This window comes from Betaproteobacteria bacterium (assembly GCA_016709965.1).
In the GTDB taxonomy this organism is placed as follows: domain Bacteria; phylum Pseudomonadota; class Gammaproteobacteria; order Burkholderiales; family Rhodocyclaceae; genus Azonexus; species Azonexus amarohabitans.
The window spans coordinates 488004-511612 of record JADJLT010000006.1; the positions used below are offsets into that span (position 1 = coordinate 488004).

The window sequence follows — 23609 nt, forward strand, 5'->3', positions numbered from 1 at the left end:
TGGCAGCACGGTCAGCGTGCCGGCCGGCAACACCGACTTCATCGTTCGTGTGCCGACCGTTGATGACAATATTTCCGAACCGACCGAGACGATGACGCTGGGTGCAGCCACGGCGCAGAACGCGGCGCCGGTGGTGGGTACTGGCAGCATTACCGACAACGACGGCACGCCGAGCCTGTCGATCGACGACGTCACGGTCAATGAAGCGGCCGGCACGGCCACCTTCACGGTGACCCTCTCCAACCCGAGCGCAGGCACGGTGACGGTGGGTTACAACACGAGTGATGGCACGGCGACGGTTGCGGGCAACGACTACGATGCGAGCACGGGCAGCCTGACGTTTGCGCCGGGTGTGGTGACGCAAGTGGTGACGGTCAACATCAAAAATGATGGGATTTACGAAGGCTCGGAAACCTTCAACGTTAACCTGACGAGTCCGGTCAACGCGACGATTGGAGATGGCCTGGGCATTGGCACCATCAAGGATGACGGGACGGGTGTGGGCGGCACGGACGATGACCGGCCGACGCTCAGCATCAGCAACCCGACGGTGGCGGAAGACGGCGGACACGCCGTGTTCACCCTCAGTCTGTCCAACGCTAGCACCATCCCGACCACGGTCAGTCTGGCGCTTGGCAACGGCACGGCGAGCAGCCCGGCCGACTACACCACGGGTCTGGAAGTGTCGACTGACGGAGGTGTGACCTGGACCCCGGCGAACAGCGCCACCTTTGCGGCGGGCGTTACCAGCGTTCTGGCGCGCACCCCGATCGTTGATGACAACCTGGCCGAGTCGGCCGAAACCTTCACGCTGACGGCGACCACCACGGCGGGCGCCACCGCCAACCCGAGTGCGGTGGGCACCGCCAGCATCACCGACAACGACACCCCGGCCTTCTCGATCAATGATGTGACGGTCAACGAAGGGGCGGGCACCATCACCTTCACGGTGACCCTGAGTAACCCGAGCGCGACGGCGACCACCGTGGCCTACGACACCACCCCGGGCACGGCCAGCACCCCGGCCGACTACGCGGCGGGCGTTGATGGCCTGACCGGCACGCTGAGCTTTGCCGCCGGCGTCACCAGCCAGACCATCACCCTCAACATTGCCAACGACACCGTGTACGAAGGGGCCGAAACCCTCAACGTCAACCTCAGCGGTGCCACGGGTGGCGCCACCATCAGTGACGCGCTGGGCATTGGCACCATCATGGACGACGGCACGGGGACGGGTGGCAGCAACGACGACCGGCCGCAAGTCGGCAGCGTTAGCAGCCCGACGGTGGTTGAAGGCGGCAACCTTGACTTTGCCGTCACCCTGACCACCACCAGCACCACCCCGACCGTGGTCACCCTGACCCCGGCCAGTGGCAGTGCCACACTTGGCACCGACACCAGTCCGCTGCAAGTCTCCTTCGATGGCGGCACCACGTGGTCGCCGGTCGTTGGCAGCACGGTGACGGTTCCGGCCGGCAACCCGGGCTTCCTCGTCCGAGTCCCGACCGTTGATGACAATATTTCCGAACCGACCGAGACGCTGACGCTCAGCGCCTCGACGGCGCAGAACCTCGCCCCGGTACAAGGCACCGGCAGCATCACCGACAACGACGGCACGCCGACGCCTGCCCTCACGGGCCCGGCCCTGGTTAACGAAGCCGCCGGAACGCTGACCTAGACCGTGACGCTCTCCACCCCGAGCGCCAGCACGGTCACCGTTGGCTACAACACCGCTGACGGCACGGCCACCGTGGCCGGCAACGACTACGTGGCGAGCACCGGCACCTTGAGCTTGCCCCGGGCGAAACCGTCAAGACCTTCACGGTGGCCATCAACAACGACAACACCTATGAAGGCAACGAGAACTACAGCGTCAATCTCGCTGCCCCGGTGAACGCCACCATCGCCACCGGCACGGTCAGCACGACCATTGCCGACGACGGCACGGGGGTCGGTGGCAGCAACGACGACCGTCCGCAAGTTGGCAGCATCAGCAGCCCGACGGTGGCCGAAGGCGGCAACCTGGACTTCGCCGTCACCCTGACCCACCCGAGCACCACCCCGACCGTGGTCACCCTGACCCCGGCCAGTGGCAGTGCGACGCTGGGCACCGACACCAGCCCGCTGCAAGTCAGCTTTGACGGTGGCCTGAACTGGTCGCCGGTGGTTGGCAGCACGGTCAGCGTGCCGGCCGGCAACACCGACTTCATCGTTCGTGTGCCGACCGTTGATGACAATATTTCCGAACCGACCGAGACGATGACGCTGGGTGCAGCCACGGCGCAGAACGCGGCGCCGGTGGTGGGTACTGGCAGCATTACCGACAACGACGGCACGCCGAGCCTGTCGATCGACGACGTCACGGTCAATGAAGCGGCCGGCACGGCCACCTTCACGGTGACCCTCTCCAACCCGAGCGCAGGCACGGTGACGGTGGGTTACAACACGAGTGATGGCACGGCGACGGTTGCGGGCAACGACTACGATGCGAGCACGGGCAGCCTGACGTTTGCGCCGGGTGTGGTGACGCAAGTGGTGACGGTCAACATCAAAAATGATGGGATTTACGAAGGCTCGGAAACCTTCAACGTTAACCTGACGAGTCCGGTCAACGCGACGATTGGAGATGGCCTGGGCATTGGCACCATCAAGGATGACGGGACGGGTGTGGGCGGCACGGACGATGACCGGCCGCGTGTCAGTTCCATTGATAGTCCCACGGTTGTTGAAGGTGGCAACCTCGACTTTAATGTAATCATGTCGAACATCAGCACCACGCCGACCACCGTCACGCTGACGCCGGCTTCCGGTACTGCCACGCTCGGCACTGATACCAGCCCGCTGCAGGTTTCATTCGACGGTGGTGCTAGCTGGACTCCGCTAGTTGGGACTACTGTCAGCATTCCTGCGGGTAGCGGTGGATTCATTGTGCGCGTTCCGACAGTCAATGACACGTTGGGTGAAGCCAATGAAACTATGACGTTGACTGCGTCTACGCCATTAGGTCAGATGGTTGGAACAGGAACCATTACCGACAACGATACTCCGGTCGTCAATATTTCCGGTCCTGTCACTTACAACGAAGCTGCAGGTACTGCGACGTTTACCGTGACTTTGAGTAACGCCTCGGCGCTACCGGTTTCCGTTGCTTTCTCGACGGCAAACGGGACGGCCACCGCTGGTAGCGACTACACCGCAAATGCTGGCACGCTTAACTTCGCTGCCGGTGTGATTTCCCAAACCATTACGGTAGCCATTGCCAACGATACGGTCTACGAAGGGGCTGAAACCTTTAACGTCAACCTCAGCACGCCAAGTAATGCGACACTCGGTACGGCAACTTCCACGGCTACCATCATTGATGACGGCACGGGTATTGGTGGCACTAACAGCGACATCCCATCCTTGTCGGTCAACTCGGTGAGCGTGCTTGAAAATGTCGGTTACGCCGTGTTTACAGTCAGCCTCTCCAACGCCAGTGCGCTTGCAACGACGGTTAATCTTGGTCTGGCCAACGGTACCGCTGTTACCCCGTCAGACTTTACCAATTCGATAGAGGTTTCCACCAATGGTGGGGCAACTTGGGTTACGGCGACTTCGGCGACCCTGGTTGCTGGTGCTACCAGCTTGCTGGCCCGTGTTCCGATTGTTAACGACTCGCTCGACGAAAACAATGAAACCTTCACCTTGCTTGCGACGCGGACTTCCGGCGTGACTTCGAATGCGGTTGCGTCGGGCGCCGCCACCATCATCGACAATGACTCAACGCCTGTCCCGACGGTTGATACGAAGACGGTGCTTGAGGATATTCCTGCTAGCGGCAATGTTTTGACCAACGATACGGATGCTGATGGTGATGTGCTTTCAGTGACGCAGTTTGTCATCAACGGCACGACTTATGCGGCGAATGCGACAGCCACGCTGGTCGGTATTGGTACTTTGCGCATGAATGGCGATGGCAGCTATGTTTTCACGCCAGCGCCCGATTACAACGGTAGCGTACCGGTGGTCACTTATACGGTGAGTGATGGAACAAATACGGCAACGTCGACACTGACGATTTCGATGACGCCGTTGAATGACGCACCGGCCGGTACCAACAAGACCATCACGACACTTGAAGATGTTTCTTATGTCCTGACTGTCGCGGACTTTGGCTTTACTGATCCGAAAGACAGCCCGGCGAACGCATTCCAGAGTGTGACGGTCAATGCCCCAAGCACTGGCACCTTGATGCTCAACGGGGTTCTGGTGACAGCAGCCACCATCGTACCGGTTTCTGAAATCACGGCGGGTCATTTGATCTATACACCCGCGGCTAATGCAAATGCCAACGGAACGCCATCCAGCAACTTTACCTTCCAGGTGACCGATGACGGCGGTACGGCCAATGGTGGTCAGAATACAGACCAAAGTCCCAACACCATTACTTTCAACGTCACGCCGGCCATTGATCTTTCCGCAAAATGGATCGACTACTGGCAGTTCAACGAGGGTGCCGGTAGCGGAACGATTAATTACAACCCGGCGGTTGATCAGTTCGGCACGATCACCAACAACATGCCTCATTCGTCTCAGCCAGCCGATCCAGTCGCAGATTTGCGTCCGACATGGACAACGGGTCGCAATGATTCAACAGCAATCCAGTTCAATGGTGTTGGTGGCGCATCGGCTGTGCGCGATGGCGGCTGGGTAGCTCTGGCCACTTCGGTCACCGATCCGCTTGCCGGGCAGACCGCATCCAAGGCTGCGTCGCTCAGCTTCTGGATCAAGACCACTCAGGTCGGATCGAACATCGGATGGGATTCGCCATCCGTGATCGGCATGGAAAACAATGGCGGTCAGGTCGATGTTCAATGGGGCTTTATCAATAACCAGGGCAAGATTGGTTTTGGTATTGGTGACAATGCCGGTTTGATGAGCAACAACGCGATTAACGATAATCAGTGGCACAGCGTCACGATTTCCCACGACTTCACAACTGGCCGCACCTATATGTGGGTTGATGGCACGGCGCAGGCATTCAACGGCACGATTCTGGCTGCCGGCTCAGTGGCACCCAATAAATTCCTTGGGTTTGGTGTGACCGCTGACGACGGCAATACTTCGGACCGCTTCCTTAATGCGGCGCTGGAGGATGTGCGCATTTATGATGGCGTCTTGACGACTGCACAGGCTCAGGCCATATATGAGACTGAGCTTTGGGGTAGCCAGAGCTCTGTCATCGCCAATGATGGTCATGCCATTCATTTCTCGCTGGGCGTGAATGATGCAACGTCCATTGTCTTGTCAGGCCTCGTTGCAGGCACTACTGTTGCCGATGTGACGGGGGCTCATACTGGCACGGTTGGGGCGGGCGGGACGCTGGATATTTCGACCTGGGGGGCCAGTGAAGTTGTCCTCAGCAACTATGGAACGAGTTCCTTCCACGTTTCCGTGACGGGTACCGATGCGGTCGGCAATACCGCCAGCCAACTGCTATCCGTGGTCAATAGCGCGGATATGTATGCCGGCACAACCGGAAATGACACATTGAATGCGTCGGCCAATGCCAATGCACACGTCCTGGCAGGTGGTAGCGGCAATGACTCGTTGATCGGTGGTGCCGGCGTTGATGTGCTGATCGGTGGTACTGGCAACGATACCCTGAACGGAGGTGGTGGCGCCGACGTCATTCGCTGGAACTATGCGGATCGGGGCGGGGTGGATACCGTGCAAAACTTTGGCACCGCGGCCGGCAGTGATGCACTTGATCTGCGTGACCTATTGCAAGGTGAGATCCACACCGCTTCCGATGCAGGCAATCTGGCCAATTACCTGCATTTCTCTGTGGCAGCGGGTTCGACAACGGTCGAAGTGAAGTCAGCCGGAAGCGGCGCAGTGGATCAGACCATTATCTTGTCCGGTGTTGATTTGGTGACCGGGGTGACGGCATCAGCTGGTCAGACGATCGATCAGGCCATCATCCATAACCTGCTGAACAACGGCAAGTTGATTACCGATTAAGTACACTCATCGGGCAACAAAAAGGGGCGATTCAGGTCGCCCCTTTTTTATTTCAATTTCGTTTGTTTTTTCCGGTTGACCGCAGCAATCGGTTTTGCAGGCTGATTACTCGTGTTGACGGAGTTTGGTGGCGTTCGGGATGTGAATCTTTCGTCCTTCGACCACGATGAGGCCGAGTTCGGTCAATTCGTGCAGGATGCGCGAAAAATGTTCCTGCGTCAGGTTGAGGCGGGACGCGATGACGCCCTTGTTGGTCGGTAGCGTGATGGAAACATTCATTCCATCGTGCTCCTCCTCGGGCAATTCCCGCAGCATGTAGCCGATGATCCGTTGTTTGCCGGAGTGCAGCGAATACGATTCGACATCATTGATCAGTTTATGCAGGCGCATGGCCATGCTGGCCAGCATTTTGTGGCACAGCTTGTGGTTCCGTTGCAGATCTTCAAAAACAACGGCCTTCGAGATATGCAGCAGCAGGCAGTCGGTCAGGGCCTGGGCGTAAATGATGTAAGGCTTTTCCATGAACATCACCGCTTCGCCGAAACTCTGCCCCTGACTGATGATTTCGACCACTTTTTCATTGCCCTGCGCCGAGTTGAAGGCCAATTTGACCTGGCCATAAACCAGCAGATGAAAGCCGTTACACGGATCGCCCTTGTGAAAGAGAATTTCACCTTTGCTGAGATGAACTTCGCGCGTGCCCCGGGCGAAACGGGCGATTTCTTCCGGATCCAGTCCATTGAACAGCGGGACGTGGCTGAGGAGGGCTTCGATATTGATCGGGTGACTGCCTTGCATGGTGTGCTGATACTCGCTGGATGATGGCTTATGTTGGCACCAAGGGGACGCTTTAACAATACGTATTCCGGACTACTTACTGACGGGTCAGTTGCACGTAAAGAAGGGGCAGACGGCTTGGTAATTCCTCCGGTTTGCGGATGACGCAGAAGCCGGCCGGGCCGAAAAGATAGGGCAGGTAGGCGCCGGCTTCACTGTCGATGGTGACGCAGAAGGGCGTCAGACCCAGCCGCCGTGCCTCGTGAACGGCCATCCGCGTGTCCTCGATACCGTAGCGGGAATCATAGATGTCAAGATCATTTGGCTTGCCGTCGGTAATGATCAGCAACAAACGACGGCTGGCAGGCTGCTCGGCCAGAATCCTCGCTGACTGGCGGATGGCTGCGCCCATACGTGTGTAGAAACCGGGCTTGATGGCCAGGATGCGGGCGCGGGCGGCGGCATCGTATTTTCCGTTGAAGTCTTTCAGCAAATGAAAGCGGATATTCTGGCGGCGCAAGGACGAAAAGCCGTAGATGCCAAAGCGGTCACCCGTCGCGGTCAACGCCTCGGAGACGAGCAACAGCGAATCGCGGATGACATCGACGATACGGTGTGAATCGGAAATTGGCGCATCGGTGGACATCGACAGGTCGGCCAGCAACAGGCAGGCGAGATCGCGTTCGCAACGGGCCTGGGCGAGATAGCCGCCGGCTTCCGGCGTATGGCCGGAGGCGCGGTCAGCATGGTTGCGCACACAGGAATCGACATCCAGTTCCGGCCCGTCCGGCTGGCCTTTGAGCCAGCGGCGCTGCGGGGCGAGGGCGGCGAACTGGCCGCGCAGCTTTCTGGCGGTGGCGGCGAGCTCGGGTGGCAATGCGGCTTGTCCGGCATCGCGGGCAATCATCGGTACGATCAGGCAATGGGCCGGCTGCATGACATTTTTGCGGTAATCCCATTCCGGCTGCGAAATGCCGGGGCCGATCGGTGTGTCATCTTCAGCGGCGGAGGGCAGATCCAGGTCGAACTTGACGCGCGACTTGGCCGTCTCGCCATCGCGTGTCAGCGACAGCTTGTCCAGGTCACGGGCCGCATCGCGGGCATTCGGGTCTTCATTATCATCGTAGGCGCGATTGACCCGGACGTATTCGGCCCATGTCGGCAAACTTTCGGCGCGGAACATGGCGAGCATCGGATTTTTGTTGTCCGGTGTCTCGACCTGTTCCGCCTTGTGCGCGTCCTTGGCCGATTCGGTATTGCCCCCGCTGCCTTCGCGGGGAAGCGTTTCGTTCGGATCGGCGAGGTTTGCGCCAGTTTCGATCGTATCGGCGCCGATCAGCCACAACAACACCGGCTGCGGGGGCTTTGACTTGACGGTATAAAGCGGCGGCAGGGCAGTGACTGAGCCCGGTTGCAGCAGCGCCTGGCGAATGGCGTTTTCCTGCGCTGCTTCGTCGGCTTGCAGGGCGCTGGGGTCAATTCGGCCAGAGAGGTGCGCGGCGACCAGTCGGCGGTAACGCTCGTTCAGTCCGGGATAGCGATCTAGTGCTTCACGGCTGGCGATCTGGTTGCGAACGAACCACGGCTGATCGGGCGAAACGTCGCTGGCCGCAAGAGCAGCCAACCAAAGATAGAGGTCGCGATTCAGCGACTTTTCCGGGAAGGCAGCGATTTCCGGTGGCAGGCGCAGGGTTTCGGCATCACGCCTGCCTTGGGCGACGCGTTCGTTGCTGCCGGCCAGACGCTGCATCCAGCGCCGGCGGGCGCCGTGTTCCTCGACGGTGGCGGCGGCCACCTTGAGACCGGGGTCACCACCAAAGGCGCGGAACAGGATGCCGGCGGTCTTTTCGACCTCACTCATTTTGACCGCTGCTTCCGGGTAATGGCCGGCGGCAGTTTTGGTGACCCAGTTGTGCCAGAGTTTGCCGATGAATTCTTCCATGTCAGCGACCTGTTTCGTAATGGGTGGAACTGAATGAAGGCGCAGGATTTGCGCTGCTGGCTAGGCGCGAACCGCAGCGATAGTCCTCACTATCGCGAGGATGAGCAACAACGCCAGCGGCGTAAAGACAGGCTTTCATGTTTCAGTCATTGCGAATTAGGTTGCTCAATTTTCCCTCCGGCGTCTTCGTCAGTATTTGATAAGGCCGAAAAACCGGCTTCATTGCGCCGGGCGTCGTCGTTGCTCACCCAGCGCAGCAACTGCCCGTTCGGGTTGTCGCGGTTGACGGTGTTGCAGGCTGAAATGCACTGGCCACATTGGGTGCAGGCGAACATCCAGCGTTTGACGTTGCGCGGTTTCAGGCGCATCGGGCAGACCGCGTCGCAGGCGCTGTTGGCACCGTGAAGGCAATGGGCGCAGTCGGTCAGACGCTTGCGGTCGAAGCCGACGACCATGGCCTTTTTGTTCACGATCCAGGCGAAGCTCTGGAAGATGCCGATGGCGCAGCCATAGCGGCAGAATAGGTGACGGGCAAAGAGAAATTCGAGACTCAGAACCGTGGTGGCGGCAATCAGGAAAATGACTTCCTTGGGGTAGAGCGTGAAGGTTAGCAGACCATGATAAACCTGAAACGGCGGCATCAGATAAGTCAGCCCGACCACCGCCCAGGCGAAGGCAAAGCCAATCGCAGAAGGGACGACGAGCAGCCAGTAACGCTTGTCGCGCTTGGCCGGCGTGCCATCCGGCTCCCAGGGCGGGGTTTGTTTCTTGTCCCAGACGGAATGCTTGCCGCTGGCAATCAACATCAGCCGGTTGATTGTTTCGACCACCGAAAAATGCGGGCAGAGCCAGCCGCAATACAGGCGGCCCCATTTCCAGGCTACGCCGATGATCAGCGCCCCGGTGCCCAGCACCGGTAAAAACAGGTACAAAATGATATTGACCACTGCGGTGCCTGAATCGCCAGTGCCGGCGATCAGTTCATCGATGCCAAGATGCCACGGGTAAGTCAGGAAATAGGCATGCCGCTCGGTGAGGTCGTAGCGAAAGAGGTCAAATATCGGTGTGACGGTGAACAGCGTAAAGAAGCCGATCTGCGCGAACAAACGATAGCGCTGCAATCTTTCAATTTTCACTGTTATTTGCCGTTGACCGCGGGACCGATCAGCGGGAAGCGCCACATCTGCCCGTTCATGGCCTTGATCAGCGCGTACATGCCAAGGAGCACCAGCGTTGAATGGATGCAGGTGAAATACAAAATCAGCGTCACCCAGGTCCATTCCCAATCGAGACCGCCAAGGCCAAGGATCAGCCCGGACAGCGTGACAATCAGCATCCCGCCGATCAGGCTGATGAAGGTGGTTTGCTTGAGGTGCTGGCGGGCCAGTGGCGGGGCTCTGTCCTTGTATTTGAACCACAGGCCGACAAGCAGCAGGAAGCCGATGCCCGGCAAAATCAGCAGGTTGACCAGATACAGCGCTTCCGCGAGGACGGCCAGGTTTTGCCCGGCCTTTTCCTCCTCGAAGCCGAAATCATCGTCCGAAAGTGGCATTGACGATTTCCATCAGCGCTTCGACCGTCTCTTCGTCGTCGGTCAGGCTTTCGACCAATGCGGCCCGACAGGCGGCCGAGACATCGAAGCCGGACTTGATCAGCGTCGCGGCATAGACCAGCAGACGGGTGCTGGCCACTTCTTCCAGATCGCGGTCCTTGAGGGCGCGGAAAGCCTTGGCAATGCCGACCAGACGCTTGGCCAGATCGGCGTCACAGCCAGTCTCGCCGATCAGGATCGAAATTTCGCGCTCGGCGCCGGGGAAGTCGAAGCGCATGGAGACGAAACGCTGGCGGGTCGAGGGCTTGAGGCCCTTGAGCAGGTTCTGATAACCGGGGTTGTAGGAAACAACCAGCATGAAATTGGCCGGCGCTTCGAGAATTTCGCCGGTGCGATCAATGGGCAGGATGCGGCGGTCATCGGCCAGCGGGTGCAGCACAACAGTGGTGTCCTTGCGCGCCTCGACGATCTCATCGAGGTAGCAAATGCCGCCTTCGCGCACGGCGCGGGTCAGCGGGCCGTCGGACCAGTAGGTGCCCTTGTCGGAAATCAGGTGGCGGCCGACGAGGTCGGCGGCGGTCAGGTCATCATGGCAGGCGACGGTGTAGAGCGGCAGCTTCAGTCGCGCCGCCATGTGTGAGACAAAGCGCGTTTTGCCGCAGCCGGTCGGGCCTTTGATCAGCAGCGGCAGGCGCTGCTGAAAAGCATGCTCGAAAAGTGAAATTTCGTTGCCGGTGGGTTCGTAGAAAGGCAGTTCGTTCATTTAAGAGACATCCAGTAAGCAAGCAGAATCAGGCTGGAAACGAGGATCAGCCAGCCTTCGAGTAGCACGCGCCACATCATAGGCGCCTCGCGCAGCTCCATGAAATCGAGAATCACCAGCCGGCCCTTGACGAAGGCGATGGCCAGCATGGCTACAATGGCCCAAGTGCCCGCGGCGCCCACTTCACCCAGATACCAGGTGATGCAGGTGGCGATCATCAGGACGAGCCAGGCGCGATGGGCCGGGTTTTTCAAGGCATTCATCATCAGCGCATCACATAAACGAGTGGGAAAAGAACGATCCACAGCAGATCGACCATGTGCCAGTAAGCCGCGCCGCTTTCCAGACCATTCGCATTGTGGGTGCCATACATGCCATTTCGCGACTGTTTCCAGAGGACAGCCAGAATCACCATGCCGAGAATGACGTGCATGAAATGGAAGAAGGTCAGCGAGATGTAGAACATGTAAAACGTGTTGGTCGACATCGAAATGCCGGCGCCAAATTTGGCCGAATACTCGATGATCTTGACCGTCAGAAAGCCGCCGCCGCACAGGAAGCCGAGCAGCAGGTTGCGCGAGATGGATTTTTGATCGTCGCGATGCGCCGCCTGCACGGCGAGCACGACAAACCACGAGCCGGTAATCAGCAGCAGGGTATTCAGCGCCCCCAGATTTCTATCCAGCGTCTGCTGGTAGAGGTTGAACAGCTCGGCGTTCCTCGCCCGGGCAAAGGCATAGGCGGAAAAAAACACCGCGAAGGCGAGCATCTCTGCCAGGATGAAAAACCAGATGGCAAGGTCGCCGGGCAGCCGCTTGGTGCCGGGCTCGGGGATTGTGAGCGTGACGGTAGTCATGGCCTGCATGGTAGCGGGGCGACGGCCGGGACAAATTGATATGCCCCAAAAATGGGGAAGAAGGCGGGGAGCGCACTTTCAGCCTGCGCTGGTGCGAAGCCTTGCTTCTCCAGACCCAAGCTTCGCCCCCTGGTCAGGTGAGGAGAAGCCAAAATTGCGGCAGATCGGGCCCCCTCCCCTGACAAGGGGAGGGCTGAGGAGGGGTTTGAGTGGCAAGCACCACTAAGTCTCGCACCGAAACGGCAAATGATCCGCCGCCTGATCCCGATAAGTAGCCACCGCATCGCCCTGCAATTCCAGATGCCGGCCGATCAGCTTGCGCATGGCCGGGTCGGCGATCCAGTGCGCCGAATGCACCATGGTCGGCGTAAAGCCGCGCGCGATCTTGTGCTCGCCGCCAGCCCCCGGCTCGAAGCGCTGCAGGCCTTCGCGCAGGCAATAGGCGATGCCCTGATAGAAACAAAGCTCGAAATGCAGGCTGTGATAATGGCCGTTGCAGCCCCAATAACGGCCATAGAGCGCCTCATCGCTGCGAAAACAAAGCGATACCGCCACCGGCTGGCCGCCATCACGGGCAATGAAAACCACCATTCGTCGGCCCAGTGCCTGCGCCAGATCGGCAAAACAGGCGGCCGTGAACACAGCATGGTTGTTGAACTTGTCGAAGGTCGCCGCATAAAGCGCATGCAGCGCCGGCCACTCGGCGGGATCGATTTCGTTCCCGTGGCAGACCGCGATGCTCAGGCCGCTTGCCGCAACCTTGCGCCGTTCTGCCCGCACCTTGCGCCGCTTCTCGGCGGCAAAGGTCGCCAGATAACCATCGAAATCGCCGCAGCCGCTATCGAGCCACTGAAACTGGACGTTGTGGCTGATCAGCATCCCGGCTGCACGCAGCGTGGCCAGGTCATCCTCATGCGGAAAAGCCACATGCCAGGACGAGGCCTCGTACTCGCCAGCCAGTGAAATGGCGCCATCGATCAACCCACCGCGCACCGCCGCGGCGTGCGGCCCATCGGCCACCAGCAGGCGCGGCCCGGCCGCCGGCGTGTGCGGCAAACCACTCAGCAATTTCGGGTAATACTTGCGCCCCAGCTGCTGGTAGGCCGAGGCCCACGACCAGTCATGAATGAAGTCACCGTGAGAATTGAAGCGGACGTAAAGCGGCAGGATGCCGACCACCAGGCCAGTATCGTCACGCGCCACCAGATGCCGCGCTACCCAGCCCCAGTCCGGCCCCGCCGCGCCATGGCGCTCAATGATCGCCAGAAAATCGGCATTGAGAAACGGATGCCCGGACGGACAAAGGCGATCCCATGCCTCGCGCGGGATCGCGGCGGCGGAATCGCAGGTAGAGATGGTGACGTCAGGCATGGTGAAACTTTCGAAAGTGGCCTATGGCGGACCGCGGGTTGAAGCGTCGGTTCCCCGCCGCATGCCAAGGGTAGCGTGATTTCGCGCTTGCGTTTCACTTGCCAAATGAATCAAGCTGGCATGACCACCAATAAACCGCAACGGCCAAGCCGGAAGCAAACCCAGCCCCCCATGCCGGACCTCCAAATATGACCCACTTACAGATGGGAGAATGGCAATGAGCCCCGAGCAATCCGAGCTGGCGCAGATCGCCGAACTGACGCTGGCCTACTACAACCAGCGCGCCGAAGAGTTTCGCGCCGGCACGCGCGACCACGATGTCAGCCAGAACATCAACGCGCTGTTGCGCCACCTTGTCGGCCAGCCACCTTTCACCATTCTGGATTTCGGCTGCGGGCCGGGGCGCGACCTTGCCACCTTCACCCGACTCGGCCACCGCGCCATCGGCCTCGACGGCGCCGAATCCTTCGCCCACATGGCGCGCACCGATGCCGGCTGCGAAGTCTGGCATCAGGATTTTCTCAGGCTCGAACTGCCCGCCAGCCACTTCGACGGCATCTTCGCCAACGCCTCGCTGTTCCACATCCCCAGCCGAGAACTGCCCCGCATCCTGCGCCAACTCCATGCCACGCTAAAACCCGGCGGCGTCCTCTTCTGCTCCAACCCCCACGGCCCCAACGTCGAAGGCTGGAACGGCGGCCGCTATGGCGCCTATCACGATCTTGAAACCTGGCGCTGTCGGCTGACTGAAGCCGGTTTCGTCGAACTTGAGCACTACTACCGGCCGACAGGCATGCCGCGCGAACAGCAGCCCTGGCTGGCCAGTGTTTGGCGGAAAGCGGCGTGATATGAGGCGGACTGAAAATTGAACACCGATTGCCGGCTTCATCGCTCTGGCGAGATTGAATTGCTGCGGTCACCGAGAAGAGGTTGCCAATTTCGAGGTTACTATCATGCACATGGTATGCTAAAGGCCTGTTTTTCTACTGCGCCGTGAGCTGCAATGAATACTAATGTCACCGATCCGGTAGCCCTTCAGACTATGCGTCTGTATGAAGGCATTGGTCGAATCGTAGTTTCCTTTCAACAGATTGAGCAATGGCTTGCCGAAATACTCGCGATGCTTTTGCGTATGCGAGAAAAGGACGATCAGTTCTTGGTGTCTGCCGCCATGAGCTTTGGTCAAAAGGTCGATTTATTGGTTGAGTTATACCCGAAGAGAAAGACGGCTCACTTGCAGGATGTTGATCTGGTTGTTGTAAAGAATGCGCTTGCAACAGCTGAGGAGTTTAGAAATCGGGTTGTTCATTCATTTTGGGCAATTGAGTGTGCCGACGAAACTCGCTGGATCAGAATCAAAGGTTCTCTACGTGGAAGAAAGGGACTGAAGCTATCCAAGATCTCAGCAAACATAGAGATGCTACATGAATGCGATAGTGCTTTATTGGTTATCCGTGAGTGGATGCTAAAAGAGACAGAAAAAATTGAAGCAGCATCAGCAACACTAAAAGCGTATATGTCTGATGGGAGGATCACAGGCAACTAGCAGCATCAGCATGCAGTAGTCAGGTGTCAGTTGATCGATCAAGCATCGGAAAACCATCAACCGATTTTGATCTCCGGGAAACGCCACAACGCCGTGCTGGTGTCTGCCGACGACTGGGCTGCCATTCAGGAAACCATGTATCTCCTGTCTGTTCCCGGCATGCGAGAGTCGATTCGTGAAGGGTTGTCGACGCCGGTCGATGAGTGCGCCAAGGAACTTGATTGGTGATTTTGGCTGAGAATCCGTTCCAGAATCCGCCGCCCTACGAGAAGCTGATTGGCGATCTGGCCGGGGCCTATTCGCGGCGCATCAATATTCAGCACCGTCTGGTCTATCAGGTGATTGAGGCCGAAAAGACGGTCAAGGTGCTCAGAATGTGGTCGTACTACGCGTAAGGCTGTGCCTCCGCCGTTTTGAGTGGCTTGCTACGGTCAACCCGAAAAAGCGGGCAAATTTCAAATTTTCACCACGCATAAAAAAGGCGCGGTCCTTGCGATCCGCGCCTTGTGTGCTACTGCAGTCAGTGACTGTTTATGCTGCCTTTTCTTCACCGCCAACAAAGAAGCTGGCGATGTAGATGATCAGGCCAACCAGGAAAGCTACCCCGGCCCATTCACGCATCCAGTAGAACAGCGCGATCTTGTCCTGCGCGACCATGAAGGGCAGCGGAGAATCGGAGACGCGTTGCAGCCAGACTTGCAGGATGCCAGCGGCGGTCAGGAACAGGGTAATGAACACCATGGCGACGGTCATCAGCCAGAACGACCACATTTCCAGCACTTGCGACTTGTTGCTGTTGGCAGCACGGCCGCGCAGGATGGGCATGGCGTAGGAGATCATCATCAGGTTGACCATGGCGTAGGCGCCATAGAAAGACAAGTGGCCGTGAGCTGCAGTGATCTGCGTACCGTGCGTGTAGTAGTTGACCGGAGCCAGGGTGTGCAGGAAGCCCCACACGCCAGCGCCCAGGAAAGCCATTACACCGGTGCCGAGCGCCCACAACACAGCAGCCTTGTTGGGATGCTCGCGACGGCGACGGTTTACCATGTTGAAGGCAAACACGGTCATGCCGAAGAACGGAATCGGCTCCAGTGCGGAGAAGATGGAACCCCACCACTGCCAGTATTCCGGCGTACCAATCCAGAAGTAGTGGTGGCCCGTACCGATAATGCCGGTGATCAGGGTCATGGTGACGATCACATACAGCCACTTTTCGATCACTTCACGGTCAACACCAGTCGTCTTGATCAGCACGAAGGCCAGCAAGGAACCCAGAATCAGTTCCCATACGCCTTCAACCCAGAGGTGCACCGTCCACCACCAGAAGAACTTGTCGAGAACGACGTTCGCCGGGTTGTAGAAAGAGAACAGGAAGAAGACGGCCAAGCCCCACAGACCAATCAGCAGCACCAGCGAAATGGCGGTTTTCTTGCCCTTCAGCACCGTCATGGTGATGTTGAACAGGAACACGAGTGCCACGATGACGATCCCGACCTTGGTCGGCAACGGCTGTTCGAGGAACTCGCGACCCATCGTTTCGAGGAGGCTGTTACCGGTCAGTTCGGCTAGCGTCGCGTACGGCACCAGCAGATAACCAAGGATGGTGGCGGCACCAGCGACCAGGAAGACCCAGAACATGAGCAGCGCCAGTTTCGGACTGAACAGTTCAGTTTCAGATTCTTCCGGGATCAGGAAGTACGTGCCACCCATGAAGCCAAAGAGCAGCCACACAATGAGCAGGTTGGTGTGGACCATGCGGGCCACGTTGAACGGAATGGCGGGGAACAGGAAGTCGCCGAGCACATACTGCAGGCCCATAACCAGGCCGAACAGGATCTGACCGACAAACAGGCCGATTGCCGCGATGAAGTAAGGTTTTGCAACCGCTTGTGATTTGTATTGCATTATCAGTTCTCCTCTCGATCAGCCCTGGCTGTTAGGTGGCCAGTTGTTGGTGTTGACCGAATTGACGTGCTTCAGGAAGGCCACGATGGCGTTCAGTTGCTCGTCGGTGAAATTGAACTGAGGCATGCTGCGGCGACCCGGGATACCTTCTTTCGGACGGCTCTGGATGAATGCCTTGACGCCTTCGTCGCCATAGCGAACGATAACGTTACCCAGTTCCGGAGCGAAGTAGGCACCTTCACCCAGAAGGGTGTGGCAACCGATGCAGTTGTGTGTTTCCCAGAGCTTCTTGCCCTCGGCGATTTGCGGCGTCATATTGGCCCGCATGTCGCGTTTAGGTAGTGTCGAGAGTGTGTCGAATGACAGCGCAAGGAACAACAGGAAGAAGAAGACCGTCCCCCCGTAAAAAATGTTCCGCGCCATCGATTTGGTGAAAGCGCCACTCATTGTTTCCCCCTTTCGGAAATTGTTTGGCCGACGGATGGTAGGTTGTCGGAACAGGGGGAATCTTTGATGTCCGCTAAGAATGCGGAATTACTTGGGCCATCAGGGGAAGGGTGTCAGCGGTATACTCCGGCTTCCTCCAGTTGAAAGTTTTCCATGGCCTCATCCAGCGATACCGCCAGCATGGCGCTCTTCTGCGATTTCGAAAATATCGCGCTCGGCGTGCGCGATGCCCAGTACGACAAATTCGACATGCGTCCGGTCCTTGAGCGCTTGCTGGCCAAGGGCAGCATCGTGGTCAAGAAGGCTTACTGCGACTGGGATCGCTACAAGGCGTTCAAGGCGCCCATGCATGAGGCCAATTTCGAGTTGATCGAAATCCCGCACGTGCGGCAATCGGGCAAGAATTCAGCGGATATCCGCATGGTGGTGGATGCGCTCGACCTCTGCTACACCAAGGCGCACGTCGATACCTTCGTGATTATCAGCGGCGATTCCGATTTCTCGCCGCTGGTGTCCAAGCTGCGCGAGAACGCCAAGAAGGTCATCGGCGTCGGCGTCAAGCAATCCTGTTCCGACCTGCTGGTGACCAATTGTGACGAATTCATCTATTACGACGACCTGGTTCGCGACCGCGAAAGTCAGCGCAATTCGCGCCGCGACCGTGGCGATGTCCCCAAACGCTCGCCGGAAGACGAGCAGAAGCGTCGCGAGAAGGGCGAAGAGCGCAAGAACAAGGCCGTGGATATTGTGGCAGCCACCTTTGTCGATCTGATGGCCGACCGTGGTGAAAGTGAGCGAATCTGGGCTTCGGTGCTCAAGGAAGTGGTCAAGCGCCGCAACCCGGGCTTCAATGAAAGCTATTACGGCTTCCGGACATTCGGCAACCTGCTGGAAGAGGCAGCTAGTCGCGGCTTGATCGGCTTTGGTCGCGACGACAAGGGCGCCTTCGTCTTCCGCGCCCAGCCGCGCCCGGCGCCGGTTGAGGTCGACGTGCTCGTGCAGCCCGAGCTGGTAGAGACTGCTGCGGTCAACCCGCCAGAAGTCGAAAAAACCGAAATTTCATCGCCCGAGCCGGAAACAGCCAGCAATGCTCGCCGCCGGGGTGGCCGTCGCTCACGCAATGGCAAGGAGCGGGTGACAGCTGAAACGCTGGAGCCGGTAGTTGAGGCCGAGCCGGCCGTCGCCACCGAGCGAATCGGCAAACGTAACCGAGGGAGTGCCGGCGGTCGGCGGTAGCTGAGAGCAAGCCGCGTCGTGGTGCGCGTCGCCCCCGCAAGGCGGCAACAGCGCAGGAGAGCGTTTCGGCGGAGCTTGAACCCGGTGCAACGGATGTGGCGGCTGTTGAGGAAACAATGTCTCACGAGAAGCCGCCGGCGAAAGCCAAGCGGGTGGCTCGAACCAGCCGGGCACGCAAACCAAAAGTGATTGAAAGTACCGAGGGTTGACGGCAATCGGGGCTGCCAAAGCAGCCCCGATTGCCATTTGACCAGCGATGGTTAGATGACTGCCAGCAGCTTGGTGCGTAAGCCTTCAGCTTCGCGCCTGCCATCGCGTGACAGGACGAGCGCGTTATACCACTCGTCGTAGAGGGCGCGCAGTTCGGTGTGACTCTCGGATTTTTCAATGCGGTCAAGCAGTGATGTATTGCCCAGAGAGCCGACAAAGGCATTCAGTGTATTGGTCATGAAATTGCGCGCCTGCTGGAGGCGGAGCGGGTCAGGGTCGCTCGGCAAGTCGGTGAAGGCCGTGATCGAGGCCAGTGGGCCAGGTGGTGGCTTGAGTCTGGCGGCTGCATCGATCACCCCGCCCACTTCGATGTAGCCTTCCTCTTCGAGCATGCCCAGCGTGTGTTGCAAGTCGTCGGACTGCAACATGGCGCGCATGTCGTCGACGCTTCTTTTACCGTCAACGAAAATCAGGACCCGCCGCACCCGTGGCGACAGCCCCCCGGCCTTCGTGGCGATTTCGTCCTGCCCTTTGCGGGTCTTGGCGAAAACAACGCCCATGGTTTGTCTCCCGCTTCATAGTGTGAATTTTTGTGTTGTATTGTACAGAAAAGAAAAACCCGCCAAGCGGCGGGTTTTTGGTTGAGCGAGAATTAATTTTGCAATCAGGCGGCGGCTTGTACCGGAATCTTGTGACCACGGCGCACGATGCGGTTCTGGGAATCGACGTAGATCAGATCAGGTTCGTGGCGGGCCAGTTCCACTTCGTTATACACCGCAAAGGTGGCGATGATCATGATGTCACCCGGCGCTGCACGGCGCGCCGCCGAGCCATTGACGGAAATGACGCCCGATCCACGTTCGGCGCGGATGGCGTAAGTCGTGAAACGCTCACCATTGTTTACGTTCCAGATGTCGATCTGCTCGTATTCCTTGATGTTCGCTGCTTCGAGCAGGTCTTCATCAATGGCGCAGGAACCCTCGTAGTGGAGGTCGGCATGGGTTGCAGTGACGCGATGCAACTTGGATTTCAACATTGTTCTCTGCATGGTTTCACTCATCCAGACGGTTGGGGGAAGCGCATTGTAACGACAATAGAAATGCTGTCAACGGGCGTAATTATGGATAATTTCGCTGCGTCAAATCTCGATGTTGTCGATGAGCCGTGTGGCTCCCAGACGGCTGGCGGCAAGCACCACCAGTGGGGCGTTTCCGGCTTTCGGGGGGGATAGGTCCGACTGTTGTCGCACAGCAACATAGTCGGTTTTCCAGCCGGCTGCGGTCAACTCGCCAATGACGCCCGCTTCCAAATTTTGAATATCGCTGTCGCCGGCCCGGACCGCATCGCGAATCTTGTTGAGCAGGCGGTAGAGGCGCGGGGCTTCGGCGCGCTCAGCCTCGCTCAGGTAACCGTTGCGCGAAGACAGGGCGAGACCATCCTCGGCGCGCACAGTTTCGCCGCCGATGATGTCAATCGGCAGGGCAAACTGGCGGGTCATGTTGCGGATGACCATCAGCTGCTGATAATCCTTTTTGCCAAAGACGGCTGCATCGGGCTGTACGCAATTAAAGAGCTTGAGCACCACGGTGGCGACGCCGCGGAAATGGCCGGGGCGGAACTCGCCATCAAGAATGTTCTGGATGGCGGGCGGCTCCACTGTGTATTCCTGCGGTTCCGGGTAAAGATCGGTCTCGGTCGGCGCGAACAGTACGTCGACGCCGGCGGCGGCCAGCTTGTCGCAGTCGGCCTGGAAAGTGCGCGGGTACTTGTCGAAATCCTCGTTCGGCCCGAACTGCAGGCGATTGACGAAAATCGAGGCAACCACGGTATCGCCGTGGGCGCGCGCCTGTTCCATCAGGCTGATGTGGCCGGCGTGCAGGTTGCCCATGGTCGGCACAAAAACGACGCGGCCACGATTTTTCAGCGCCGCCCGGAGGTCGGCGATGGCGGAATGGATTTGCATGATGTTTTACGCGGTGTAGGTGTGTTCGGGGCCGGGATAGCTGCCATCCTTGACGGCAGTAACGGCACGGCAAATGGCGTCGTGAATGCTCGCGGCGCCTTCCATGAAATTCTTGACGAACTTGGCCTTCTTGCCCGGTGGTACGTCGAGGGCATCGTGCAGCACCATGACCTGGCCGGAGGTTTCCTTGCCGGCACCGATGCCGATGGTGATGATGTGCAGCATGGCCGTGACTTCGGTGGCCAGCACGGCGGGAATGGCTTCGATGACGAGCATCGTTGCCCCGGCATCTTGTAGCGCAATCGCATCATCTTTGAGGCGTTGCGCCGCGGCTTCGCCCTTGCCCTGGACCTTGTATCCGCCCATGGCATGTACCGACTGCGGCGTCAGGCCAATGTGCCCGCAGACCGGAATGCCACGGTCAACCAGAAATTTGACCGTTTTTGCCATTTCCTGGCCGCCTTCGAGCTTGACCATTTGCGCGCCGGCGGCCATCAGCGTGACGGCGTTGCGGAAAGCGCTCTCTGGCGATTCCTGGTAGCTGCCGAAAGGCATGTCGGCGATGATGAAGGGGCGGTCAGAACCGCGCTTGACGGCAGCCGTGTGGTAGGCAATGTCGGTCACGGTGACCGGCAGCGTTGTGTCGTGCCCCTGAATGACGTTGCCCAGCGAATCGCCGATCAGAATCGAGTCAACGCCGGCGCCATCCATCAGGCGGGCGAAACTGGCGTCGTAGCAGGTAAACATGACAACTTTTTCGCCGGCGGCGTACAGCTTGGCGAGATCGGCCTGGGTCAGGCGGCGGGTAATGGTTTGGGCAGACATGGTTTGAGTAGACTCAAGTCCTGAAAACGAAATAGACGGCGCCTAGGATACACAGAGCCGCCCATAAGTAGTCAAGCTTGAGCGGCTGGCCCATGTAAAAGACGACAAAGGGAACAAAGACAGTCAGTGTGATCACTTCCTGCAGGATCTTGAGCTGACCGAGGTTCATCTCGGTATTGCCGATGCGATTGGCTGGTACCTGCAGCAGGTACTCGAACAGCGCGATGCCCCAGGAAAGCAGGGCGGCGATCCACCACGGCTTGTCGTTGAGGTTCTTGAGGTGAGAGTACCAGGCGAAAGTCATGAAGACATTCGACAGGGCCAGCAGCGTCACCGTCTGCCAGAGCACGGGGATGTGCAGGCCGAAGAGGATCACAGCTTAACGATGTCCTGATTGGCGACGGCCGGTAGCCAGGCGGCGACGGTGCCACGCCCCGGCAATGCCAGTTTGGGGGCGATTTCACCCAGCGGCTGGAGCACGAAGGCGCGCAAATGCAGGCGCGGATGCGGCACGGTCAGGCGTGGCAGGTCGATCTGCTGGTCGTTGTAGAGCAGCAGGTCGAGGTCCAGCGTGCGCGGGCCGTTGCGTTCGGCGCGGATGCGGCCGAAACGCTGTTCGATCTCAAACAGCGCGTCGAGTAGCGACTCAGGTGCCAGTGTGGTTTCGAGTTCGGCTACCGCGTTGACGAACTCAGGTTGCTCGGTAATGCCAACCGGCGCCGTGCGATACAGCGAGGAGCTATGGACGAGCCGGCTTTCCGGCAGATTGGCCAGTGCTGCAAAGGCCGCGCGCACGGTAGCTGCTGGGTCGCCCAGATTGGCCCCCAGCGCGACGTAAGCGGTGTTCATTCGGGTGAGCTGGCAGCAGCGCTGTCACCGGCCGGCTTTTTCTTGCGACGGCGGCGCTTCTTGTCGCCAGCCTGTTCGGGTTGCAGCATTTCAGCGCGCTCGTCGCCGTCAACCTTCTGGAAGCGCGTCCACCAATCGGCCAGTTCCATGTCGATTTCGCCGGATTCGGCGCGCAGGACGAGAAAGTCGTAACCGGCACGGAAACGCGGCTGTTCCAGCAGGGCATAGGGGCGCTTGCCGGCGCGCGCTTCGAAGCGTGGTTGCAGGGACCAGATATCCTTGATGTCGCCAGCGATACGGCGGGTAATCGCCAGTTTTTCGCCCTGCACATCGATAACGGTGTCCATCGCCTGATACAGCGCCGGAATCTTCGCTTCGCCCTTGGCCTTGAGCTTTTCCCAATGCGCCAGCACCTCGTGCCAGAGCAGGGTGGCGAACAGGAAACCGGGCGAAACTCCCTTATCCAGCCGGATGCGATCATCGGTGTTTTTCAGTGACAGCATCACGAACTTTTCACCCATCGGCTGTTCGAGAATGACGTCGAGAAGCGGTAGCAGGCCGTGATGCAGGCCCTCGTCGCGCAATTGGGTGATGCATTTGACCGAGTGCCCGGAGGTCAGCAGCTTGAGCATTTCGTCAAAAAGGCGGGCGGCCGGCACATTTTCGAGCAGGCTGGCCATTTCGCGGATCGGCTTTTTCGCTTCCGGGTCAATGAACAGGCCGAGCTTGGCGGCCAGGCGGACGGCGCGCAGCATGCGAACTGGGTCTTCGCGGTAGCGGGCGCGCGGTTCGCCGATCATGCGCAGGGTTTTTTGCTTGAGATCGCCGACGCCATGGTGGTAGTCGATGACCGCCTCGCTGGCCGGATCGTAATACAGCGCGTTGGCGGTGAAGTCGCGGCGGGCGGCGTCGTCGGCATGGCTGCCGAAAACATTGTCGTGCAGGACGCGGCCGTGTTCGTCGGTTTTGGTCTTTTCGTCCAGCATGCCGCGGAAGGTGGTCACTTCCAGCGTTTCCTGGCCCATCATGACGTGCACGATCTGGAAGCGGCGGCCGATGATGCGCGAGCGACGGAAGGAACGGCGGATTTCTTCCGGCGTCGCATCGGTAGCAATGTCGAAATCCTTTGGCTCGGCGCCGATCAACAGGTCACGGACTGCTCCGCCGACCACGTAAGCCTTGAAACCGTGGCCCTGCAAGGTTTCGCAGACGCGCCGACTGCCGCTGCTGATGCGGTCGCGGGTGATGCCGTGGCTGGAGACGGGAATGACAGCCGGTTCATGCTTGCCGGCTTTTGGCTTTTTGCCGCTGAAGACGCGGGAAATGAATTTGCGGATCACGTATTACCGTTCAATGAGCGT

The 23609-nt window shown here is 59.1% G+C and carries 23 protein-coding genes and 6 pseudogenes; 12 read left to right on the top strand and 17 right to left on the bottom strand.

The window, feature by feature from the left end; genetic code table 11:
* Positions 1-91: 91 nt before the first annotated feature.
* The 7 genes and pseudogenes from IPJ12_16780 (at position 92) to IPJ12_16810 (ending at position 5676) form a co-directional block, all read left to right on the top strand.
* Positions 92-391 (top strand): annotated as a pseudogene (locus tag IPJ12_16780) (hypothetical protein).
* A gap of 309 nt (positions 392-700) precedes the next feature.
* Positions 701-1678, top strand: coding sequence for a hypothetical protein (locus tag IPJ12_16785; protein MBK7648755.1), 978 nt, complete (start codon positions 701-703; stop codon positions 1676-1678).
* Positions 1679-1782: 104 nt separating this feature from the next.
* A pseudogene (locus IPJ12_16790) lies at positions 1783-1881 on the top strand (hypothetical protein).
* A 378-nt stretch (positions 1882-2259) separates the two neighbouring features.
* Positions 2260-2559, top strand: a pseudogene (locus IPJ12_16795) (hypothetical protein).
* A gap of 198 nt (positions 2560-2757) precedes the next feature.
* Positions 2758-3228, top strand: a pseudogene (locus IPJ12_16800) (sodium:calcium exchanger).
* Between the two features lie 378 nt (positions 3229-3606).
* Positions 3607-4374: pseudogene (locus IPJ12_16805) on the top strand (cadherin-like domain-containing protein).
* A gap of 186 nt (positions 4375-4560) precedes the next feature.
* Positions 4561-5676: pseudogene (locus IPJ12_16810) on the top strand (hypothetical protein).
* 435 nt (positions 5677-6111) lie between these two features.
* Here the strand turns inward: IPJ12_16810 and IPJ12_16815 are convergent.
* The 8 genes from IPJ12_16815 to IPJ12_16850 form a co-directional block, all read right to left on the bottom strand.
* On the bottom strand, positions 6112-6804 hold the full coding sequence (locus IPJ12_16815) for a Crp/Fnr family transcriptional regulator (protein MBK7648756.1): 693 nt from the start codon (positions 6802-6804) through the stop codon (positions 6112-6114).
* Between the two features lie 76 nt (positions 6805-6880).
* Complete coding sequence (locus tag IPJ12_16820) at positions 6881-8725, bottom strand: VWA domain-containing protein (GenBank protein ID MBK7648757.1); 1845 nt, start codon at positions 8723-8725, stop codon at positions 6881-6883.
* Between the two features lie 146 nt (positions 8726-8871).
* Complete coding sequence (locus IPJ12_16825; GenBank protein ID MBK7648758.1) at positions 8872-9861, bottom strand: 4Fe-4S binding protein; 990 nt, start codon at positions 9859-9861, stop codon at positions 8872-8874.
* 2 nt (positions 9862-9863) lie between these two features.
* The gene (locus IPJ12_16830; GenBank protein MBK7648759.1) at positions 9864-10277 is read right to left on the bottom strand and encodes a DUF4870 domain-containing protein; all 414 of its coding nucleotides are present in this window, start codon (positions 10275-10277) and stop codon (positions 9864-9866) included.
* On the bottom strand, positions 10258-11040 hold the full coding sequence (locus tag IPJ12_16835) for a CbbQ/NirQ/NorQ/GpvN family protein (GenBank protein MBK7648760.1): 783 nt from the start codon (positions 11038-11040) through the stop codon (positions 10258-10260). The genes IPJ12_16830 and IPJ12_16835 overlap by 20 nt, the downstream gene beginning before the upstream one ends.
* Complete coding sequence (locus IPJ12_16840) at positions 11037-11303, bottom strand: cytochrome C oxidase subunit IV family protein (protein ID MBK7648761.1); 267 nt, start codon at positions 11301-11303, stop codon at positions 11037-11039. The genes IPJ12_16835 and IPJ12_16840 overlap by 4 nt, the downstream gene beginning before the upstream one ends.
* A 2-nt stretch (positions 11304-11305) precedes the next feature.
* The gene (locus IPJ12_16845; protein ID MBK7648762.1) at positions 11306-11896 is read right to left on the bottom strand and encodes a cytochrome c oxidase subunit 3 family protein; all 591 of its coding nucleotides are present in this window, start codon (positions 11894-11896) and stop codon (positions 11306-11308) included.
* 222 nt (positions 11897-12118) lie between these two features.
* On the bottom strand, positions 12119-13267 hold the full coding sequence (locus IPJ12_16850) for a GNAT family N-acetyltransferase (GenBank protein MBK7648763.1): 1149 nt from the start codon (positions 13265-13267) through the stop codon (positions 12119-12121).
* 211 nt (positions 13268-13478) lie between these two features.
* Between IPJ12_16850 and IPJ12_16855 the strand changes: the two genes are divergently transcribed.
* From IPJ12_16855 to IPJ12_16870, 4 genes are all read left to right on the top strand, one after another.
* Positions 13479-14114 carry a class I SAM-dependent methyltransferase gene (locus IPJ12_16855; protein ID MBK7648764.1) on the top strand — a complete coding sequence of 212 codons (636 nt, stop codon included), beginning with the start codon at positions 13479-13481 and terminating at the stop codon, positions 14112-14114.
* 156 nt (positions 14115-14270) lie between these two features.
* The gene (locus tag IPJ12_16860; protein MBK7648765.1) at positions 14271-14813 is read left to right on the top strand and encodes a hypothetical protein; all 543 of its coding nucleotides are present in this window, start codon (positions 14271-14273) and stop codon (positions 14811-14813) included.
* A gap of 30 nt (positions 14814-14843) precedes the next feature.
* Complete coding sequence (locus IPJ12_16865; protein MBK7648766.1) at positions 14844-15041, top strand: type II toxin-antitoxin system Phd/YefM family antitoxin; 198 nt, start codon at positions 14844-14846, stop codon at positions 15039-15041.
* Positions 15035-15208 carry a Txe/YoeB family addiction module toxin gene (locus IPJ12_16870; protein ID MBK7648767.1) on the top strand — a complete coding sequence of 58 codons (174 nt, stop codon included), beginning with the start codon at positions 15035-15037 and terminating at the stop codon, positions 15206-15208. Before IPJ12_16865 ends, IPJ12_16870 begins: the two co-directional genes overlap by 7 nt.
* Before the next feature lie 136 nt (positions 15209-15344).
* Here IPJ12_16870 and IPJ12_16875 read toward each other — a convergent pair whose 3' ends face one another.
* Together IPJ12_16875 and IPJ12_16880 are read right to left on the bottom strand one after the other, a co-directional pair.
* Positions 15345-16718, bottom strand: a complete 1374-nt coding sequence (locus IPJ12_16875; protein ID MBK7648768.1) for a cbb3-type cytochrome c oxidase subunit I — start codon at positions 16716-16718, stop codon at positions 15345-15347.
* Positions 16719-16736: 18 nt separating this feature from the next.
* Positions 16737-17165: a cytochrome c gene (locus tag IPJ12_16880; GenBank protein ID MBK7648769.1), complete on the bottom strand. Its 429-nt coding sequence runs from the start codon at positions 17163-17165 to the stop codon at positions 16737-16739.
* Positions 17166-17318: 153 nt separating this feature from the next.
* Here IPJ12_16880 and IPJ12_16885 point away from each other — a divergent pair, with 153 nt between their 5' ends.
* The gene (locus IPJ12_16885) at positions 17319-18401 is read left to right on the top strand and encodes an NYN domain-containing protein (GenBank protein MBK7648770.1); all 1083 of its coding nucleotides are present in this window, start codon (positions 17319-17321) and stop codon (positions 18399-18401) included.
* 260 nt (positions 18402-18661) lie between these two features.
* On the opposite strand, the gene IPJ12_16890 is transcribed toward IPJ12_16885, so the two are convergent.
* From IPJ12_16890 to pcnB, 7 genes are all read right to left on the bottom strand, one after another.
* Positions 18662-19171, bottom strand: a complete 510-nt coding sequence (locus tag IPJ12_16890; GenBank protein ID MBK7648771.1) for a hypothetical protein — start codon at positions 19169-19171, stop codon at positions 18662-18664.
* Positions 19172-19275: 104 nt separating this feature from the next.
* Positions 19276-19659 carry an aspartate 1-decarboxylase gene (locus tag IPJ12_16895; protein MBK7648772.1) on the bottom strand — a complete coding sequence of 128 codons (384 nt, stop codon included), beginning with the start codon at positions 19657-19659 and terminating at the stop codon, positions 19276-19278.
* A 90-nt stretch (positions 19660-19749) separates the two neighbouring features.
* The gene (locus tag IPJ12_16900; protein MBK7648773.1) at positions 19750-20574 is read right to left on the bottom strand and encodes a pantoate--beta-alanine ligase; all 825 of its coding nucleotides are present in this window, start codon (positions 20572-20574) and stop codon (positions 19750-19752) included.
* A gap of 6 nt (positions 20575-20580) precedes the next feature.
* Complete coding sequence (panB, locus tag IPJ12_16905; GenBank protein MBK7648774.1) at positions 20581-21399, bottom strand: 3-methyl-2-oxobutanoate hydroxymethyltransferase; 819 nt, start codon at positions 21397-21399, stop codon at positions 20581-20583.
* 13 nt (positions 21400-21412) lie between these two features.
* A complete protein-coding gene (locus IPJ12_16910; GenBank protein MBK7648775.1) occupies positions 21413-21754 on the bottom strand; it encodes a DMT family protein in 342 nt (113 codons plus the stop codon).
* A gap of 17 nt (positions 21755-21771) precedes the next feature.
* A complete protein-coding gene (folK, locus tag IPJ12_16915) occupies positions 21772-22248 on the bottom strand; it encodes a 2-amino-4-hydroxy-6-hydroxymethyldihydropteridine diphosphokinase (protein MBK7648776.1) in 477 nt (158 codons plus the stop codon).
* Complete coding sequence (pcnB, locus tag IPJ12_16920; protein ID MBK7648777.1) at positions 22245-23588, bottom strand: polynucleotide adenylyltransferase PcnB; 1344 nt, start codon at positions 23586-23588, stop codon at positions 22245-22247. Before pcnB ends, folK begins: the two co-directional genes overlap by 4 nt.
* Positions 23589-23609 lie beyond the last annotated feature (21 nt).

Bases quoted from the DNA above. Each gene is read 5' to 3' on its own strand.
- IPJ12_16815 (MBK7648756.1), bottom strand. From the start codon at position 6,804: ATGCAAGGCAGTCACCCGATCAATATCGAAGCCCTCCTCAGCCACGTC.
- IPJ12_16820 (MBK7648757.1), bottom strand. From the start codon at position 8,725: ATGGAAGAATTCATCGGCAAACTCTGGCACAACTGGGTCACCAAAACT.
- IPJ12_16830 (MBK7648759.1), bottom strand. From the start codon at position 10,277: ATGCCACTTTCGGACGATGATTTCGGCTTCGAGGAGGAAAAGGCCGGG.
- IPJ12_16835 (MBK7648760.1), bottom strand. From the start codon at position 11,040: ATGAACGAACTGCCTTTCTACGAACCCACCGGCAACGAAATTTCACTT.
- IPJ12_16840 (MBK7648761.1), bottom strand. From the start codon at position 11,303: ATGAATGCCTTGAAAAACCCGGCCCATCGCGCCTGGCTCGTCCTGATG.
- IPJ12_16845 (MBK7648762.1), bottom strand. From the start codon at position 11,896: ATGACTACCGTCACGCTCACAATCCCCGAGCCCGGCACCAAGCGGCTG.
- IPJ12_16850 (MBK7648763.1), bottom strand. From the start codon at position 13,267: ATGCCTGACGTCACCATCTCTACCTGCGATTCCGCCGCCGCGATCCCG.
- IPJ12_16855 (MBK7648764.1), top strand. From the start codon at position 13,479: ATGGCAATGAGCCCCGAGCAATCCGAGCTGGCGCAGATCGCCGAACTG.
- IPJ12_16860 (MBK7648765.1), top strand. From the start codon at position 14,271: ATGAATACTAATGTCACCGATCCGGTAGCCCTTCAGACTATGCGTCTG.
- IPJ12_16875 (MBK7648768.1), bottom strand. From the start codon at position 16,718: ATGCAATACAAATCACAAGCGGTTGCAAAACCTTACTTCATCGCGGCA.
- IPJ12_16880 (MBK7648769.1), bottom strand. From the start codon at position 17,165: ATGAGTGGCGCTTTCACCAAATCGATGGCGCGGAACATTTTTTACGGG.
- IPJ12_16885 (MBK7648770.1), top strand. From the start codon at position 17,319: ATGGCCTCATCCAGCGATACCGCCAGCATGGCGCTCTTCTGCGATTTC.
- IPJ12_16890 (MBK7648771.1), bottom strand. From the start codon at position 19,171: ATGGGCGTTGTTTTCGCCAAGACCCGCAAAGGGCAGGACGAAATCGCC.
- IPJ12_16895 (MBK7648772.1), bottom strand. From the start codon at position 19,659: ATGCAGAGAACAATGTTGAAATCCAAGTTGCATCGCGTCACTGCAACC.
- IPJ12_16900 (MBK7648773.1), bottom strand. From the start codon at position 20,574: ATGCAAATCCATTCCGCCATCGCCGACCTCCGGGCGGCGCTGAAAAAT.
- panB (MBK7648774.1), bottom strand. From the start codon at position 21,399: ATGTCTGCCCAAACCATTACCCGCCGCCTGACCCAGGCCGATCTCGCC.
- folK (MBK7648776.1), bottom strand. From the start codon at position 22,248: ATGAACACCGCTTACGTCGCGCTGGGGGCCAATCTGGGCGACCCAGCA.